A 16,297-nucleotide genomic window follows, 5' to 3' on the forward strand; every position below is an offset into this window, starting at 1 on the left:
GACTATGGCTAAGTCTCCCAACAACGCAGCAGCCCGCGTACGCAAGAAGGTTCGCAAGAACATTTCGGACGGTATCGCCCACGTGCATGCGTCGTTCAACAACACCATCATCACCATCACTGACCGCCAGGGCAACGCTCTGTCGTGGGCCTCTTCGGGCGGTCAGGGCTTCAAGGGTTCGCGTAAATCCACCCCGTTTGCTGCCCAGGTAGCATCCGAAGTGGCTGGCCGCGCTGCCATGGAGCAAGGTATCAAGAATCTGGAAGTGGAAATCAAAGGTCCCGGCCCCGGCCGTGAATCTTCGGTTCGCGCTCTGGGTGCTCTGGGTATCCGTATCACGTCGATCGCCGACGTGACGCCGGTTCCCCACAACGGCTGCCGCCCCCAAAAGCGTCGTCGTATCTAAAATTTTGTAAGCCCACCGCCGCCCCGTTTGCTTTGCAACGTGGGCGGCTCCCGCGTTTCAGACGCGGCAGTTAAACAAAGGAACACAAGTGGCACGTTATATCGGCCCCAAGGCCAAACTCTCCCGCCGTGAAGGCACCGACCTGTTTCTGAAGAGCGCTCGTCGCTCGATCGCCGACAAGGCCAAGTTTGACACCAAGCCTGGTCAGCATGGCCGCACTTCCGGTCAGCGCACTTCCGACTACGGTTTGCAACTGCGCGAAAAGCAGAAGGTCAAGCGCATGTACGGCGTGCTGGAAAAGCAATTCCGCCGCTACTTCGAAGAGGCAGACCGCCGCCGTGGCAACACCGGTGCGAACCTGCTGGGCCTGCTGGAAACCCGTCTGGACAACGTGGTGTACCGCATGGGGTTCGGCTCCACCCGCGCTGAAGCCCGTCAGCTGGTGTCGCATAAGGCGATCACCGTGAATGGCCAGTGCGTGAACATCCCTTCCTACCTGGTGAAGACGGGCGACGTGGTCGCTGTGCGCGAAAAGTCCAAGAAACAGGCTCGTATCGTCGAAGCTCTGCAATTGGCCGCACAAGTGGGCTTCCCCGCATGGGTCGAAGTCAGCCAGGACAAGGTGGAAGGCACTTTCAAACAAGTGCCCGATCGCGATCAGTTTGGTGCCGATATCAACGAATCGCTGATTGTCGAGTTGTACTCGCGTTAATTTCGCGGGTTGATTCTTCGCCTAATCCTGTTCCCAAGCCGTAAGACATGGCGGCTTGGGTGCTTCACCAGCCTTACCGGTGTAACGAGCCGGGGGTATTGAGAGGAAGTTTTGCATGCAAACAAATCTGCTGAAACCCAAGACGATCAATGTTGAGCAGCTGGGCGCAAACCGAGCCAAAGTCACGCTGGAGCCTTTCGAGCGCGGCTATGGTCACACCCTGGGCAACGCCTTGCGCCGCGTGTTGCTGTCGTCCATGGTGGGTTATGCGGCAACGGAAGTGACGATTGCAGGCGTGTTGCATGAATACTCGTCCATCGATGGGGTACAAGAGGATGTGGTGAACATTCTTCTGAACCTCAAGGGCGTGGTGTTTAAGCTGCAGGGCCGTGACGAGGTGACGTTGAGTCTGCGCAAGGACGGTGAAGGGGTTGTTACGGCACGTGACATCCAGACGCCGCACGACGTGGAAATCATCAATCCCGATCATGTGATTGCCACCTTGTCGCAAGGTGCCAAGCTGGACATGCAGATCAAAGTGGAAACAGGCCGGGGCTATGTTCCCGGGAACATGCGCCGCTTCGGTGACGAGCCGAACAAATCCATTGGCCGTATCGTTCTGGACGCCTCGTTCTCGCCGGTGCGCCGTGTCAGCTACGCCGTCGAAAATGCCCGCGTCGAACAACGCACGGACCTGGACAAGCTGGTGCTGGAAATCGAAACCAACGGTGCCATCAACGCAGAAGACGCCGTGCGTGCTTCGGCGAAGATCCTGGTGGAACAACTGGCCGTGTTTGCGCAGCTGGATGGCGAGTTTGCCGATGGCAGCTTGTTGCTCCAGGCTGGCGGCAGCAGCCGTGCCAGCGCCCAGACCTTCGATCCGATCCTGCTGCGTCCTGTCGATGAGCTGGAATTGACCGTGCGTTCGGCCAACTGCCTGAAAGCGGAAAACATCTACTACATCGGCGACCTGATCCAGCGTACCGAAAACGAGCTGCTCAAGACCCCGAACCTGGGGCGCAAGTCGCTCAACGAAATCAAGGAAGTGCTGGCTTCGCGCGGCCTGACTTTGGGCATGAAGCTGGAGAACTGGCCTCCTGCCGGTCTGGAAAAGCGTTAATCCGCCTCTTTGACTATAATGCGCGGTTTCCTGCATCCCCTTGGGGGCAGGAAACCGTTTTTCACCCTGTGCACTGGGCAGTACCTGATACGGCTATCCAGTTAAATAATCTGAAAAGGAAAGCACCATGCGTCACGGCAACGGCCTGCGTAAACTGAACCGCACTTCTGCACACCGCAAAGCGATGCTGCAAAACATGATGAACTCGCTCATCGAGCATGAGGCCATCAAGACCACCGTCCCCAAGGCCAAGGAACTGCGCCGCGTGATCGAACCCATGATCACCCTGGCCAAGGTGGACACTGTTGCCAACCGCCGTCTGGCTTTCGACCGCCTGCGTGACCGCGACAGCGTGACCAAGCTGTTCAACGTCCTGGGCCCGCGCAATGCCCAGCGTCCCGGCGGCTACACCCGCATCCTGAAAATGGGCTTCCGCGTGGGCGACAACGCCCCGATGGCCTATGTGGAGCTGGTTGAACGTGCTGAAGAAGCTGCTGCCGAGCAAGCAGCCGAATAATCGGTTATAATAAATGCTTATCGCGAGGTGGAGCAGCTTGGTAGCTCGTTGGGCTCATAACCCAAAGGTCGGTGGTTCAAATCCATCCCTCGCAACCAGATAGAAAGGCCTGTGCAATGCACAGGCCTTTTTTCATGCTTGTTTATTCTAAAAGTGGAGCACTCTCCACTTGCTATGTATTGTTTGTAGATTGTTTTGTTGTTGAAATCCAATGGTGGGAAGCGGTAGAAGCTCTCTTTTTTATTCTTTATAACTTTATAGTTATATGTGAAGCATTAAATAATATTTTGTGTTTATAAGTAAGCCTCTTACAGTGGCGCCCTGCGTTAGACCGCCAGAGCATCACCATGTACCAATACACAGAATTCGACCAACAGTTCGTCCGCCTGCGGGCCCAGCAGTTTCGTGACCAGTTAGAGCGCTGGGAGCGCGGCGAGATGACGGATGAGCAGCTGCTGCCGCTGCGCCTGCAAAACGGCTGGTACATCCAGCGCTACGCCCCGATGGCGCGTATTGCGGTGCCGTACGGGGAGGTCAGCAGCACCCAGTTGCGGATGCTGGCCCGCATCGCCCGCGAGTACGACCAGCCCGATCCCGCGCTGTTTGCCCATGCCCAGGCCACCCAGCAGGCGCTGGAAGATTCGCAGCCCGGCGCTACCCTGCCTGCGCCGCCGCTGCGCTACGGCTATGGCCACTTCACCACGCGCACCAATTGCCAGTTCAACTGGATTCCCCTGAGCAAGGCGGCGGACGTGATGGAGCTGCTGGCCAGCGTGCAGATGCACGGCATCCAGACCAGTGGCAACGACATCCGCAACATCAACTGCGATGCCTGGGAGGGCATTGCCGAGGACAGCATCGTCGATTGCCGCCCGTTTGCCGAAATTACCCGCCAGTGGAGTTCGCTGCACCCCGAGTTCACCTACCTGCCGCGCAAGTTCAAGATTTCCCTCAATGGTGCGGTGGAAGACCGCGCGGCTACGGGCTGGTACGACATTGGGCTGCTGGGGGTGAAAAACGCGCAGGGCGAGGTGGGCTTTACCGTCAAGGTGGGCGGCGGCATGGGCCGCACCCCGGTCATCGGCACCGTGGTGCGCGAATTCTTGCCGTGGAACCAGCTGCTCAACTACATCGAAGCCATCGTGCGCGTCTACAACAGCTACGGGCGGCGTGACAACAAGTGGAAGGCCCGCATCAAGATGCTGGTCAAGGCCGAAGGCCAGGCCTTCATCGATGCGGTGGAGAAGGAGTTCCAGGCCATCGTCGAGCTGGATGGCGCACCGCACACCATCACCCAGGCCGAGTTCGACCGGGTCAGCCGCCACTTTGTCGTGCCTGCGCTGGCGCCGGCGAATCTGCCCTCTGCCACGGATACCGGCAGCGAGCGGTACCAGCGCTGGCTGACGCACAACGTGCGCGGCCACAAGCTGCCGGGGATGAAAACCGTCACCCTGTCGTTCAAGCGCCCCGGTTTTGCGCCCGGGGATGCGGATGCCGCCACCATGGAAGCCCTGGCCCAGGTGGCCGAGCAGTTCAGCGCCGGTGAAGCCCGCCTGACGCACGAGCAGAACCTGCTGCTGCCCTGGGTGTTCGAAAGCGACCTGCCGGCCCTGTACCAGGTGGCCGATGCGCTGGGTCTGGCCACGCCCAACATCGGGCTGCTGACCGACATGATTGCCTGCCCCGGCGGCGATTTCTGCTCGCTGGCCAACGCCCGTTCGCTGCACATTGCGGCGCACATCACCCAGCGTTACCAGGATCTGGACGAGGTGCTGGACATCGGCCCCATCGACCTGCACATGAGCGGCTGCATCAACAGTTGCGGCCACCACCACAGCGGCCACATCGGCATCCTGGGCGTGGACAAGGACGGCAAGGAGTGGTACCAGATCACCCTGGGCGGGGCCGACGGCAGCGACCTGTCCGGCCCGGCCATTGGCGGCAAGGTGGTCGGCCCCTCGTTCTGTGCGGCCGAAGTGCCCGACGTGATCGAGGCACTGCTGCGCACCTACCGCGAACTGCGCCAGCCCGGCGAGCTGTTCATCGACGCGCTGCGTCGCATCGGTCACGACCCGTTCAAGCAGGCGGCCAATGCCGTCCGCCACCCCCGTGTGGAAGCGGCGGCAATTTAAGAGTAGGAGCGTTGCACTATGAAAATCATTGCACATGGCGCTGGCGTGGAAAGCCTGAACGCGCAAAAAGTCCTGGAAGTTTCCAACGATGTCGAAGTGGCCGACCTGGCAGCCAGCGGCGCTCTGGAGGGGGTCGATCTGGTGGTGCTGAACTTTCCCAAGTTCACCGATGGCCGCGCCTACACCCAGGCCACGCTGCTGCACCGGCGCTACCGCTTCAAGGGCAGCATCTGCGCCACGGGCGACGTGCTGATCGACCAGCTGGTGCACATGTACCGCAGCGGCTTTACCCACGCCGTGCTGGCCGAAGGGGTGAATGCCGATGCCGCGCAGCGCCAGTTCGACCGTTTCACTGCCTTCTACCAGGGCGACGTGCTGGAGCAGCGCCCCCTGTTTGCCCGTCTGGCTGCTCAGGAGGTTGCATGAACGCCTTGCACACTGCCGACCTCGCCCGCGTCAATGCCGACATGGGGCACGATGCGCCCGCCCTGGTACGCTGGGCCATTGGCCTGGGGCTGCGCTCGATCGTGACGACCAACTTCCGCCCGTTTGAATCCGTCATCCTGCACATGGTCACGCAGGCGCAACCCGACGTGCCGGTGATCTGGATGGACAACGGCTACAACACCGAAGCCACCTACCGTTTTGCCGACGAAGTCACCCGGCAACTGGGGCTGAATCTGAAGATTTACCTGCCGCTGCGCTCCCGCGCCCACCGCGAAGCCGTGGATGGCCCCACCCCCGCGCTGGACGATCCGGGCCACGCTGCCTTCACCCAGGAGGTCAAGCTCGAACCCTTCGCCCGCGCCCTGCGCGAGACGGCGCCCCAGGTCTGGTTCACCGCGCTGCGGGCCACCGACAGCGCCGTGCGTGCCCAGATGGAGCCGGTCAGCATCAATCCGGACGGCCTGATCAAAGTGGCCCCGCTGCTGCACTGGTCGTCCAAGGACTTGTACGACTACTGCCAGCAGCACGGCCTGCCCAACAACTTTGACTACGTAGACCCCACCAAGGGCGAAGACCAGCGCGAATGCGGTTTGCACTTGGCGCACTGACCCACCGAATCACTGAATTGGAAGAAAACAATGAACGCCCGCGTTGATACCTCCGTGCTAGCGCACCTGAGCAACCAGCACCTCGATGCCCTGGAAGAAGAAACCATCTTCATCCTGCGCGAAGTGGCCGCCGCGTTTGAGCGGCCCGCCCTGCTGTTCTCGGGCGGCAAGGATTCGCTGGTCATGCTCAAGTGCGCGGAGAAAGCCTTTGGCGCGGGCCGCCTGCCGTTTCCGCTGCTGATGATCGACACCGGCCACAACTTCCCGGAAATGCTGGCCTACCGCGACCAGCGTGCCCGGGAACTGGGGGCCGAGCTGATCGTGCGCAACGTGGAAGACAGCATGGCCCGGGGCACGGTGCGCCTGTCGCGCCCGGACGAGCCGCGCAACCCGCACCAGGCGGTGACGCTGCTGGAGGCGATCGAGGAGTTCCGTTTCGACGCCCTCATCGGCGGCGCCCGCCGCGACGAGGAAAAAGCCCGCGCCAAAGAGCGTATCTTCAGCCACCGCGACAGCTTCGGCCAGTGGCAGCCCAAGGACCAGCGCCCCGAGCTGTGGACGCTGTTCAACACCCGCATTGCGCCGGGCGAGCATTTCCGCGTCTTCCCCATCAGCAACTGGACGGAGCTGGACGTGTGGCAATACATCGCCCGTGAAAACGTCGGCCTGCCATCGCTGTATTACGCGCACCAGCGCGAGGTGATCGAGCGCCGGGGCCTGCTGGTGCCCGTCTCGCCCCTGACCCCGCCCAAGGATGGCGAACAGGTGCAGACCCGCACCGTGCGTTTCCGTACCCTGGGCGACATCACCTGCACCTGCCCCGTCGAGAGCAGCGCCGCGACCCCGGCAGACATCGTGCTGGAGACCTTGAGCGTGCAGGTCAGCGAGCGCGGCGCCACGCGCATGGACGACAAGACCAGCGACGCCTCGATGGAAAAACGCAAAAAAGAGGGCTACTTTTAAATGACAACGATAGCTAACACCACAGAACAGGAGGGCCTGAACGTGCAAAAAGACGAAAACTTTTCTGCCCTGCGCTTTATCACCTGCGGCAGCGTGGACGACGGCAAAAGCACCCTGATCGGGCGCCTGCTGGTCGATAGCCGCAGCGTGCTGCAAGACCAGGTGGCGGGCGTGACCAAAGGCGGCGAAGTCGATCTGGCCCAGCTGACCGACGGCCTGGCCTCGGAGCGCGAGCAGGGCATCACCATCGACGTGGCCTGGCGCTACTTTGCCACCGACAAGCGCAAGTTCATCATCGGCGACGCACCGGGCCACGAGCAGTACACGCGCAACATGGTCACCGCCGCCTCGCAGGCCGATGCCGCCATCGTGCTGGTTGATGCCACCAAGCTGGACTGGGCCAACCCCGGCCTGCCACTGCTGGCGCAAACGCGCCGCCACAGCCTGCTGGTGCAACTGCTGCGCGTGCCCGCGCTGGTGTTTGCCGTGAACAAGCTCGACGCCGTGGCCGACCCGGCGCTGGCCTTTGCGCACATCCAGGGGGCGCTGCAACGGTTCGCCCAGGATGCCGGCATTGCCGTGGCCGCCACCGTGCCCATCTCGGCCCTGCTGGGCTGGAACGTCGTCACCCCGCACGAAGGCTGGTGCAACTACCAGGGGCCAAGTCTGTTGCAGATTCTGGAAAACCTGCCCGTGACCCCGGCAGACAGCGATCTGCCCCTGGCCTTTCCGGTGCAGTGGGTGGAGAAGTTTTCCGCCTCTGCCGACACCAGCCAGGGCCGGCGCATCTTCTGGGGGCGTGTCGCTGCCGGGCAGGTGCAGCCGGGCCAGCAGGTGCAGGTCTTCCCCAGCGGGCAACTGGCAACCGTGGCCCAGGTACTCACCCACACCCGCCAGCCCCAGGCCGTGGCGGCGGGCCTGAGCGCCGGCGTGGTGCTGGACCGCGAGGTGGACGTTTCGCGCGGCGACTGGCTGCTGGCCGCCCCCGAGGCAGCCCCGGTGGCCGCCGACGATTTTGATGATTTCGACGCCCCTGCGGCCATCAGTCCCTGGCCCGGCAGCAAGCAGCTCACCGCCACCGTTGCCTGGATGGACGATGAACCCCTGGTCATTGGCCGCGTCTACTGGGCGCTGCACGGCCACCGCTGGGTCAAGGCCAAGGTGCAGCAAGTGCTGTTCAGCCTGGACGTACACACCCTGGAGCAGCAGGACACCACGCAACTGGCCCCCAATGCCATCGGCCAGGTGCAACTGCTGCTGCAGGAAGCCGTGCCCGCCGCCCCCTTCGCCCAGGCGCGGGTGCTGGGTTCGCTCATTTTGGTGGACACCGCCAGCCACAAGACCGCCGGGGCGGTGCTGGTGCAGTAACTAACCCTGCGCCCCATAGGCATGGCAGGCGGCGATAAAGGCCGCCAACGCGGCCGTCGGGGCGTGGGCCGGGCGTTGCAGTAAAGAAAAGTCCCGCTGCAACGGCGGCAGGGGGTTGGGCAGGGCGACCAGTTCGCCCCGGTCCAGCCAGGGTTGCACCAGGACACGGGACAGGCAGCCAATGCCCAGGCCCAGCGCGGCGCAGCGGGCAATGGCTTCCGAACTGCCCAGGGTCGAGCAGGTGGCGGGCCACTCCTGCAGCAGCGGCAGCAGGCTGTGTTCCAGCACCTCGCGGGTGCCCGAGCCCGGTTCGCGCAGCAGCCAGTGGGCCTGGCGCAGCGCGGCCATGTCGCAAGGGGCTTGCGTCCAGCGCGAGCCTGGGCGGGCGACGAGCAGCAGCTCGTCCCGGTACCACGGCTGGCGCTGCAGCGCCGGGGTGCGGCAGGGGCCTTCGGTCAGGCCCAGATCGACCTCCAGCGCCAGCACTGCGTGTTCCACCTGCTCGCTGTTGCCAATGCGCAGATCGACGCTGATATGCGGGTGTGTGACCGTCAGGCGGGCCAGCACCAGGGGCAGGACGTGGTTGCCGATGGTGCTGCTGGCGGCCAGGTGCAGGCGCACCGGCTGGGTGCTGGTACCGGCTGCGCCGACGCTGAGTGCCAGGTGCTGGGCCTGTTCCAGCAGGCTGCGGGCTTGCGGCAGCAGGGTGCGGCCCGTGGCGTTCAGTACCAGGGCGCGGCCCTGGCGTTCGAACAGCGTGGTGCCCAGCACGCGTTCGAGCTGCTGCAGCGCCGCACTGGTCGCCGATTGCGACAGCCCCAGCGCCCCGGCTGCCGCAACGGTGGAGCCGTGGCGCACCACGGCGGTAAATACTTCCATCTGGCGCAGCGTCATCGGCAGCATCGCACATCCTATCTATCGATTTTTTAGTTAAGCGCAACGTAAATTATTCGTTATGCAAGCGCGGGCCGTATCCCTACAGTCGCGCCCATGCAAATTGTGACTGGGTTGGGGTCTCGGGCCGTACCGGGGCTGGTATTGACGGGGGCGGGTGCCCTGCTGTGCATGTTTCTGGAGCGTTTGCCGCTGTTGCAGGCCTGGAGCCTGGGGGCGCTGACCCTGGCGATCGGCCTGGGCATGGTGCTGGGGCATGTGCCGTGGCTGCAAGGCGCAGGCGCGGCCCGCTGGACGGCAGGGGTACAACTGGCCAAGGGGCCGGTTTTGCGGGCCGGTATCGTGCTGTACGGGCTGCGCCTGAGTGTGCAGGACATCACCGCCCTGGGCTGGGGCGCTGTGGGGCTGGATGTTTTCATCCTGACCAGCACCGTGGCGCTGGCCTGGGGGCTGGGGCGCCATGTGTTCAAGCTGGACCCGCGCAGTGCTTTGCTCATCGGTGCGGGCAGTGCCATTTGTGGTGCGGCGGCCGTGCTGGCCACGGCCCCGGTGGCCCAGGCGCGGGAGCGCGATGTGGGCGTGGCCGTGGCCACGGTGGTGGTCTTCGGCACGCTGGCCATGTTTCTGTACCCCTGGCTGGCCGGGGTGCTGTGGCCCGGAACGGCGCACACCGGCCCCGGCTATGGCTTGTACGTCGGCGCTACCGTGCATGAAGTGGCGCAGGTGGTGGTGGCCGCCAGCGCCGTCGGGGGGCAGGCGGCACATACCGCCGTGATTACCAAAATGCTGCGCGTGCTGCTGCTGGCTCCGTTTTTGCTCATCCTGTCGTGGTGGCTGGGGCGCGGTGCCCGGGCGGACGGTGGGCGCGGGCGCATCACCATCCCCTGGTTTGCTTTGGGGTTTGTCGCGGTGGTGTTCCTGCACCCCGGCCTGCCGGAGCCGCTGGTGCGCCTGGGGGTGGTGCTGGACCAGGGGCTACTGACCATGGCCATGCTGGCCCTGGGGATGGGTATTCAGTGGCAGGCGCTGCGCCGTGCCGGGGCCAGGCCCTTGTGGCTGGCGGGGGCGCTGTGGCTGTGGTTGCTGGGCGCCGGTGCCGTGCTGACCCGCTGGGGGTGGCCTGCGTAAGTGGGGCGGTGCCATTGGCGGTGGGGTGAGGGGGATGTTTAGCCAAAAAAGATGCGAATGTTTATCATTTATTACACTCTCATCCCCCGACACCTTGCCCTTGCGCACCATGCCTGCTGCCGAAACCGTTACCCACCGCGAAGTCGCTGCCCTCTACATCGACCACCATGGCTGGCTGCAGGGCTGGCTGCGCCGCCGCCTGGGCCATGCAGGCGATGCTGCCGATCTGGCGCAGGATACGTTCTTGCGCCTGCTCACGTCGCCAGCCCACGAAGCGCTGAGTGGGCCGCTGCGCGAGCCGCGTGCCTATCTGGCCACGGTGGCGCGGCGGCTGCTGGTCAATCACCTGCGCCGCCAGTCGCTGGAGCAGGCCTATCTGCAGGCGCTGGCTGCCTTGCCTGAACCCCAGGCGCCGTCGCCCGAGCAGCAGTTGCTGATCCTGCAGGCGCTGCAGGAGATCGATGCCATGCTCGATGCCCTGGCGCCCAAGGTGCGGGCGGTGTTCATCCTGTCCCAGATCGAGGGGCTGACCTATGCCGCCATTGCCGAGGAACTGGGCATCGGCCTGCGTTCCGTCAAGCGGTACATGGCCCAGGCTATGGCCGAGTGCATTTTGCTGGCCGTATGAATCCCGCCGTTCCCACCGCCCCGGCCACCGGGGCGCTGCCGCGGGCCGTGGCGCTGCAGGCGGCCGAATGGTTTGTGCTGCTGCATTCGGGCGAGGCCAGCGCGGCCGATCACCAGGCCTTCGAGGCCTGGCGCCTGCGGGCCGGTATCCACGAATTGGCCTGGCAACGCGCCCTGGCCGTCAGCCAGCGTGCGGCCAGTGTGCCGCCGGCCCTGGGGGCCCCCGCGCTGGGCCGCAGGCAGCGCCGTGCAGGCCGCCGCGAGGCCGTGCGCACGCTGGCGCTGCTGATGGTGGCCGCCCCGGCCGGCTGGCTGGCCTGGCAGGCGGCCCCGCAATGGCAGGCCACGCACGCCACCGCCACGGGAGAGCAGCGGACATGGCAGTTGGCCGATGGTGGACGCATCGTGCTGGATACGGCCAGTGCCGTGGATGTTGATTTTGATAGCTATCAGCGATTGCTGTATATGCGCTCAGGCGGTATTTTTATTGAAACCGCAGCGGATGTGCAGTCGCCGCCCCGGCCCTTCCTGGTCGAAACCCCGCAGGGACGGGTGCGGGCCATTGGCACCCGTTTTACCGTGCGGCTGGAGGCGGGGCGCAGCCATGTGGTCGTATTGCAAGGGGCCGTGGAGCTGACGCCGCGTGCTGGCCAGGTCGTGCGGCGCCTGGAGGCCGGCCAGCAAGCCTGGTTCAGCCAGGACGAAGCGGGGGCGGCCCAGGCAGCGCCTGCCGGTGCGGGCCAGTGGGCGCGTGGCGTGCTGGCTGTGGAAGACATGCCCCTGGGCGACTTCGTCGCGGAACTCTCGCGCTACCGGCCGGGCTGGCTGCATTGCGACCCGGCTGTGGCCGGATTGCGCATCACCGGGGCTTTTCAGCTGGGGGATACCGACGCCGTACTGGGCAATCTGGCCCACCTGCTGCCCGTGCAGGTGCATTACCGCACCCGGTATTGGGTCACGATTGCCCCGGCAGCCGTGCCGCCTTAGAGCGTGTTCAAAGTTTTTTTCCACCGTCATTCCTGCGCAGGCGGGAATCCAGTAGCGGCCTTGCCTGAATTACTGCTTCGTCCATCGTCAGCGCTGCTGCTGGACACCCGCCTGCGCGGGTGTGACGGCGGGTAAGGACAAGTGCATATTTTTTTTAGGCGTTGGCCCCTTTGGGCATGGGTGTGTGTCCTGTTCGATGACAAGTCATTTCATCGCCCCACCTTTCTGAAGGAAACCCTGCCCATGGCCTTGCAGCCCTCGTCCCCGCACTCCCTGCCACCGCTTGGCTTTTCACATCTTCCCAGGTTGCAGCCCTTGCACGCCGTTGCCCAGGCCGTGCTGGCCGCCGTGGTGGTCACCAGTCTGGCCACGGCGGCAGCGCTGCCGCGTACCGCCCATGCACAGCCAGCCGCCCGGGCAGAGGCGCAGCACCCGTTTCAAATACCGGCCGGGCCGCTGGCGGCCGCGCTGACCGCTTTTGCCGCCGATGCGGGCGTGAGCGTCAGCGCTCCGCCCGCACTGGTGCAAGGCAAACACACGGCCGGGCTGCAGGGCCGCTATACGGTGCGCGAGGCGCTGGAGCGGCTGCTTGCAGACTCGAATCTGCAAGCCGATGCCGTGGGGCAGGGCGGATATGTTTTGCGTGCGGTGCCCGAAGTGCATGTCGGCAACGCGGCTGCGGGCGCCACGCTGGCCGAGGTGCGTGTGACGGCCTTGGCTGAATCTAGTGGGGTTACCGAGGGTACGGGCAGCTACACCACACCTTCCAGCAATTCAACGACCCGACTGGATTTGGAACTGCAGAAGACACCGCAGTCCGTGACCATCATCACGCGCCAGCAGATGGATGATCAGGGACTGCAAGAGATTGCAGAAGTGCTGCGCCAAGCGCCCGGTATCGCCGTGAACCGTGATAACACGGAAGGTTACAGCTTCTATGCTCGTGGCTTCCGGGTTGAGAATTTTCAGTTCGATGGCATTCCTAGCCTGTCCAGCGCGGGGGGAAATGTGCGGGACAACTACAGTCTTACCGATTCCGCCATCTATGACCGCGTGGAAATTCTCAAAGGGGCGACAGGTTTGGTCAATGGTGTTGGAGAGCCATCGGGGGTCATCAATCTGGTACGCAAGCGCCCTACGGAAAATTTTCAGGGGCATGCATCTGTTGGGTTTGGTTCCTGGGACGATTACCGCACGGAAATCGACCTTTCCAGCCCATTGAGTACTGATAGGCGAATCCGAGGTCGGCTCGTTGCCGTTGCGCAGGATAGTCATAGCTTTATTGATCATCTGAAAACCCGCCAGCAACTCTTGTACGGCATTGTCGAGGCTGACCTGGCCCCATCGACGACGCTGTCGTTGGGCCTCAACCTGCAGGACAACAAGGGCCGCGCGACGACCAACGGCCACCTCCCTGCATTCTTCTCCGACGGTACTGTGGCACGCTTTGATCGTTCTACCAACGCTGCCGACGTTTGGGCGTACCGAGACCAAACCACGCAGCATCTGTTTGCAACCCTGGGGCACGACTTAGGTCGTGGCTGGGCTCTGAAAGTCAGCTTGGGTCAGCGCAAGTACAAGTCGCGTGAACTTATCGCGGGTATGCGTAATTCCCTCATTGATGCAGGCACGCATAGTCTTGCCCATGGCACGCCCGTGAACCGATTCAATACAGATACGCGAGAAAAGAATCTGGATGTGCATGTGTCCGGCACATACACGCTTCTGGGGCAGGAACACAAACTGGCCTTTGGGTGGAGCGCCGCACACACGGAGGCAGTTTCGAACTCATGGTCTGGTCAGTCGGATGTCCTTATTCCGGACGCGTTCAATTGGGACAACAACGCTACCCAGCCAACGGCCTATACATGGGGATTGCGATTTGATGTGAAAGCTCGTCAGGACGTGGGCTATGCCGCGACGGTGCTGCAGCCTACAGATGCGCTGTCCGTGATCTTGGGCGCTCGCGTCACGAACTATTCGTGGGATCTTGACGGTGTCTTTGCCAGCAATGTGCGCAGCAATTTCACTACCAAGGTTCGCCACAAGGTGATTCCTTATGTAGGCATGACCTTCGATGTTGATGATCAACATACTGTCTATGCTTCTTTTACCGACGTTTTCAAGCCGCAGGCGTACAGCTATGACGCTCAGGATCGGCAACTGGCCCCGCTGACGGGCAAGAGTTACGAAGTAGGGGCCAAGGGTCGCTACCTGGGCGGGAAGCTAAATGCCAGCGCAGCGTTATTCCAACTCAAGCAAGACAATTACGCAGCCCTCGACCCGAGTGGTGCGATGCGTCCGGGTGGCGGGGCGGCCTATGTAGCTCTGCAAGGTGTTATTACCAAAGGGTTTGAGTTGGAGTTGTTTGGTGAACTACGGCCAGGTTGGCAACTGGCCGCTGGCATGACCTACATCCAGCCGCGGGATGTGGACGGTGTGCGAGTCAGCACCACGCAGCCTGAAAAAACTTTCAAGCTTGCCACGATGTACCGTGTGCCAGGCTGGCATCGGCGTGTGAGCCTTGGTGGCAGTGTGCAGTGGCAAAGCGGTACTTATTTCACCCAGGCCATCGGAGGGGTCGATCGCCGGTTCGGTCAGGCCAGTTATGCGGTTGCAGGGTTGGTAGCGAATGTCGAGTTGAGCAGTCATCTCAGCGCCTCGTTCAACATCGACAACCTGTTCGATAAGTATTACTACGCGGGTATTGGCAACTACAACACTGTTTATTGGGGGACGCCCCGCAGTTTTCGAGCCAATCTACGCTACGAGTTCTAGGGAAGATGGCGCCGATGAGCCCCGCATATATTGTTTTTGACGCCTAGCTTTGGGAGGGCATAAGGCTGTTGGATACAAAAAACGTTACTGAGAATGATTCTCTCTTTTATCGTTATCATGCCGCCCCATGGAACTGACTGCCTCTTTTACCCGCACGCTGCTGTCCGGGTTCGACCGCGCCTATGCCGATCTGCTGCGCGTGGCGGCACGCAGCACCGGCTCCCGCGACGAGGCGGGCGATCTGGTGCATGACACCTGGCTGCGGCTGGCCGAACATGCGCAGGCCGCCGTGGGGGACGAGGGCGCTGGCGCGGGCGCGGCCAGTCCGGCACCGCGTGACGCCACCGCCTATCTGGCCGTGATGGCGCAGAACCTGGCGCTGGATGCGCACCGCCGCCGCCAGCGCCAGGGGCGCTACCTGGATGCCGAAGCCGTGCGCGAGCAGCTGGCGCCCAGCCATGCGCCCGACGTGGCCGATGCCGTCATGTACCGGCAGGCGCTGGCGGTGCTGGAGTCGGCCCTGGCCGCGCTGCCCGAGCGCTGCCATGCGGTCTTTGTGGCGCACCGCGTGCATGGCGAAAAGCAGACCGAGATCGCCGCCCGCCTGGGCGTGTCGCTGAACACTGTGGAGCGCGATCTGCTCCAGGCCAATGACTGCATCGAGGATGCGCTGCACCGCTGGCGCGGCAACAGCCCGGCGAGCGGACAGCGCATGGGCCGCCGCCGCAGCCTGGGGGCGTTGCTGGGCGTGGCCGGGATGGGTCTGGGCGCCAGCGTGGGCTGGCAGCAGTGGCAGTGGTACCGGCACAACCATGTGCAGTGGCAGGCGAGCTGGAGCAGCCCGCACGGGCGCCAGGTGCGCCATGCGCTGCCCGATGGTTCCAGCCTGTTGCTGGATGCCCTCAGCAGCGCCGGGTTGCAATATTTCGCCACGCGGCGCACGGTGCAACTGGCGCAGGGGGCGGCGTTTTTCGAGGTGACGCGGGACGCGGCCCGGCCTTTCACCGTGCAGGCTGCCGGGCTGCGGGTGACGGTGCTGGGCACGCGCTTCGGGGTGGAGATCACGCCCCGGCCCGATGGCGGGGCGGCGCAGGTCAGCGTGCAGGTGGAGTCGGGCTGCGTGCGTGTCGAGCGCGATGCGAACGGCGCAGGCTGGGCCGTGGCGCACGAACTGACGGCAGGCCAGGGCCTGCAATGGCGCAGCGGCCAGGATGCGCCGCAACGGCTGGCGCAGGAGACGGCGGCCCCGTGGCGCCATGGCGAGCTGGTGTTTGCCGATGCCACGTTGGGCGAGGCCTTGCAGCGGCTGTCGCGTTACACCGCTTTCGCGCTGGACAGCACGCCGCAGGCGGCCAGCCTGCCGCTCAGCGGGCGGGTGCGCATTGCCCAGGCCCATGCCTGGGTCAGGGCGCTGCCCCAGGCCTTGCCGGTGCAGGTGCGTGCGCAGCCGGACGGCGGCCTGCTGGTGGCGGCGGCCCCTTGAATATCAAAATAAGTAGCTGTTTTCGCAATATTTAATTGGATTTCATGGTGATTTATTCTTGAAATGAAAGTATTTCGCGCGGAAGAAGCTCATTTATCAATAGCTTGCAAACTTTTTTTCAGGGTTT

The 16,297-nt window shown here is 63.6% G+C and carries 15 protein-coding genes and 1 tRNA gene; 15 read left to right on the forward strand and 1 reads right to left on the reverse strand.

Annotated elements, in window-relative coordinates:
- Positions 1 to 4: 4 nt before the first annotated feature.
- The 10 genes from rpsK to ACFO3A_RS08225 all read left to right on the forward strand — a co-directional run bounded on the left by rpsK (position 5) and on the right by ACFO3A_RS08225 (position 8,273).
- On the forward strand, positions 5 to 406 hold the full coding sequence (gene rpsK, locus ACFO3A_RS08180) for a 30S ribosomal protein S11 (protein ID WP_377725527.1): 402 nt from the start codon (positions 5 to 7) through the stop codon (positions 404 to 406).
- Between the two features lie 88 nt (positions 407 to 494).
- Entirely contained in the window at positions 495 to 1,118 is a 624-nt protein-coding gene (gene rpsD / locus ACFO3A_RS08185) for a 30S ribosomal protein S4 (protein ID WP_377725529.1), read from the forward strand.
- Positions 1,119 to 1,233: 115 nt separating this feature from the next.
- Positions 1,234 to 2,238 (forward strand): DNA-directed RNA polymerase subunit alpha, encoded by a 1,005-nt coding sequence (locus tag ACFO3A_RS08190; protein ID WP_377725530.1) that lies wholly within the window; start codon positions 1,234 to 1,236, stop codon positions 2,236 to 2,238.
- A 127-nt stretch (positions 2,239 to 2,365) separates the two neighbouring features.
- A complete protein-coding gene (gene rplQ, locus ACFO3A_RS08195; RefSeq protein WP_377725532.1) occupies positions 2,366 to 2,755 on the forward strand; it encodes a 50S ribosomal protein L17 in 390 nt (129 codons plus the stop codon).
- Positions 2,756 to 2,776: 21 nt separating this feature from the next.
- Positions 2,777 to 2,853 (forward strand) — tRNA-Met (locus ACFO3A_RS08200).
- Positions 2,854 to 3,102: 249 nt separating this feature from the next.
- Positions 3,103 to 4,887 (forward strand): nitrite/sulfite reductase, encoded by a 1,785-nt coding sequence (locus ACFO3A_RS08205; protein ID WP_377725533.1) that lies wholly within the window; start codon positions 3,103 to 3,105, stop codon positions 4,885 to 4,887.
- 18 nt (positions 4,888 to 4,905) lie between these two features.
- Entirely contained in the window at positions 4,906 to 5,313 is a 408-nt protein-coding gene (locus ACFO3A_RS08210) for a DUF934 domain-containing protein (RefSeq protein ID WP_377725534.1), read from the forward strand.
- Positions 5,310 to 5,942 carry a phosphoadenosine phosphosulfate reductase domain-containing protein gene (locus tag ACFO3A_RS08215; protein ID WP_377725535.1) on the forward strand — a complete coding sequence of 211 codons (633 nt, stop codon included), beginning with the start codon at positions 5,310 to 5,312 and terminating at the stop codon, positions 5,940 to 5,942. Before ACFO3A_RS08210 ends, ACFO3A_RS08215 begins: the two co-directional genes overlap by 4 nt.
- 30 nt (positions 5,943 to 5,972) lie before the next feature.
- Positions 5,973 to 6,905 carry a sulfate adenylyltransferase subunit CysD gene (gene cysD / locus ACFO3A_RS08220; RefSeq protein WP_377725536.1) on the forward strand — a complete coding sequence of 311 codons (933 nt, stop codon included), beginning with the start codon at positions 5,973 to 5,975 and terminating at the stop codon, positions 6,903 to 6,905.
- Entirely contained in the window at positions 6,906 to 8,273 is a 1,368-nt protein-coding gene (locus tag ACFO3A_RS08225) for a sulfate adenylyltransferase subunit 1 (RefSeq protein WP_377725538.1), read from the forward strand.
- On the opposite strand, the gene ACFO3A_RS08230 is transcribed toward ACFO3A_RS08225, so the two are convergent.
- A complete protein-coding gene (locus ACFO3A_RS08230) occupies positions 8,274 to 9,176 on the reverse strand; it encodes a LysR substrate-binding domain-containing protein (RefSeq protein ID WP_377725539.1) in 903 nt (300 codons plus the stop codon).
- Between the two features lie 87 nt (positions 9,177 to 9,263).
- On the opposite strand from ACFO3A_RS08230, the gene ACFO3A_RS08235 reads away from it, so the two are divergent.
- The 5 genes from ACFO3A_RS08235 to ACFO3A_RS08255 all read left to right on the forward strand — a co-directional run bounded on the left by ACFO3A_RS08235 (position 9,264) and on the right by ACFO3A_RS08255 (position 16,170).
- Entirely contained in the window at positions 9,264 to 10,295 is a 1,032-nt protein-coding gene (locus tag ACFO3A_RS08235) for a YeiH family protein (protein ID WP_377725540.1), read from the forward strand.
- A 109-nt stretch (positions 10,296 to 10,404) separates the two neighbouring features.
- On the forward strand, positions 10,405 to 10,923 hold the full coding sequence (locus ACFO3A_RS08240; RefSeq protein WP_377725541.1) for a sigma-70 family RNA polymerase sigma factor: 519 nt from the start codon (positions 10,405 to 10,407) through the stop codon (positions 10,921 to 10,923).
- The gene (locus tag ACFO3A_RS08245; RefSeq protein ID WP_377725542.1) at positions 10,920 to 11,909 is read left to right on the forward strand and encodes a FecR domain-containing protein; all 990 of its coding nucleotides are present in this window, start codon (positions 10,920 to 10,922) and stop codon (positions 11,907 to 11,909) included. Before ACFO3A_RS08240 ends, ACFO3A_RS08245 begins: the two co-directional genes overlap by 4 nt.
- 243 nt (positions 11,910 to 12,152) lie before the next feature.
- Positions 12,153 to 14,687: a TonB-dependent siderophore receptor gene (locus ACFO3A_RS08250; protein ID WP_377725544.1), complete on the forward strand. Its 2,535-nt coding sequence runs from the start codon at positions 12,153 to 12,155 to the stop codon at positions 14,685 to 14,687.
- Positions 14,688 to 14,814: 127 nt separating this feature from the next.
- Positions 14,815 to 16,170, forward strand: coding sequence for a sigma-70 family RNA polymerase sigma factor (locus ACFO3A_RS08255; protein ID WP_377725546.1), 1,356 nt, complete (start codon positions 14,815 to 14,817; stop codon positions 16,168 to 16,170).
- The last annotated feature ends 127 nt before the right edge of the window (positions 16,171 to 16,297 follow it).

This window comes from Comamonas nitrativorans (assembly GCF_042654765.1).
Taxonomy (GTDB): domain Bacteria; phylum Pseudomonadota; class Gammaproteobacteria; order Burkholderiales; family Burkholderiaceae_C; genus Comamonas; species Comamonas nitrativorans.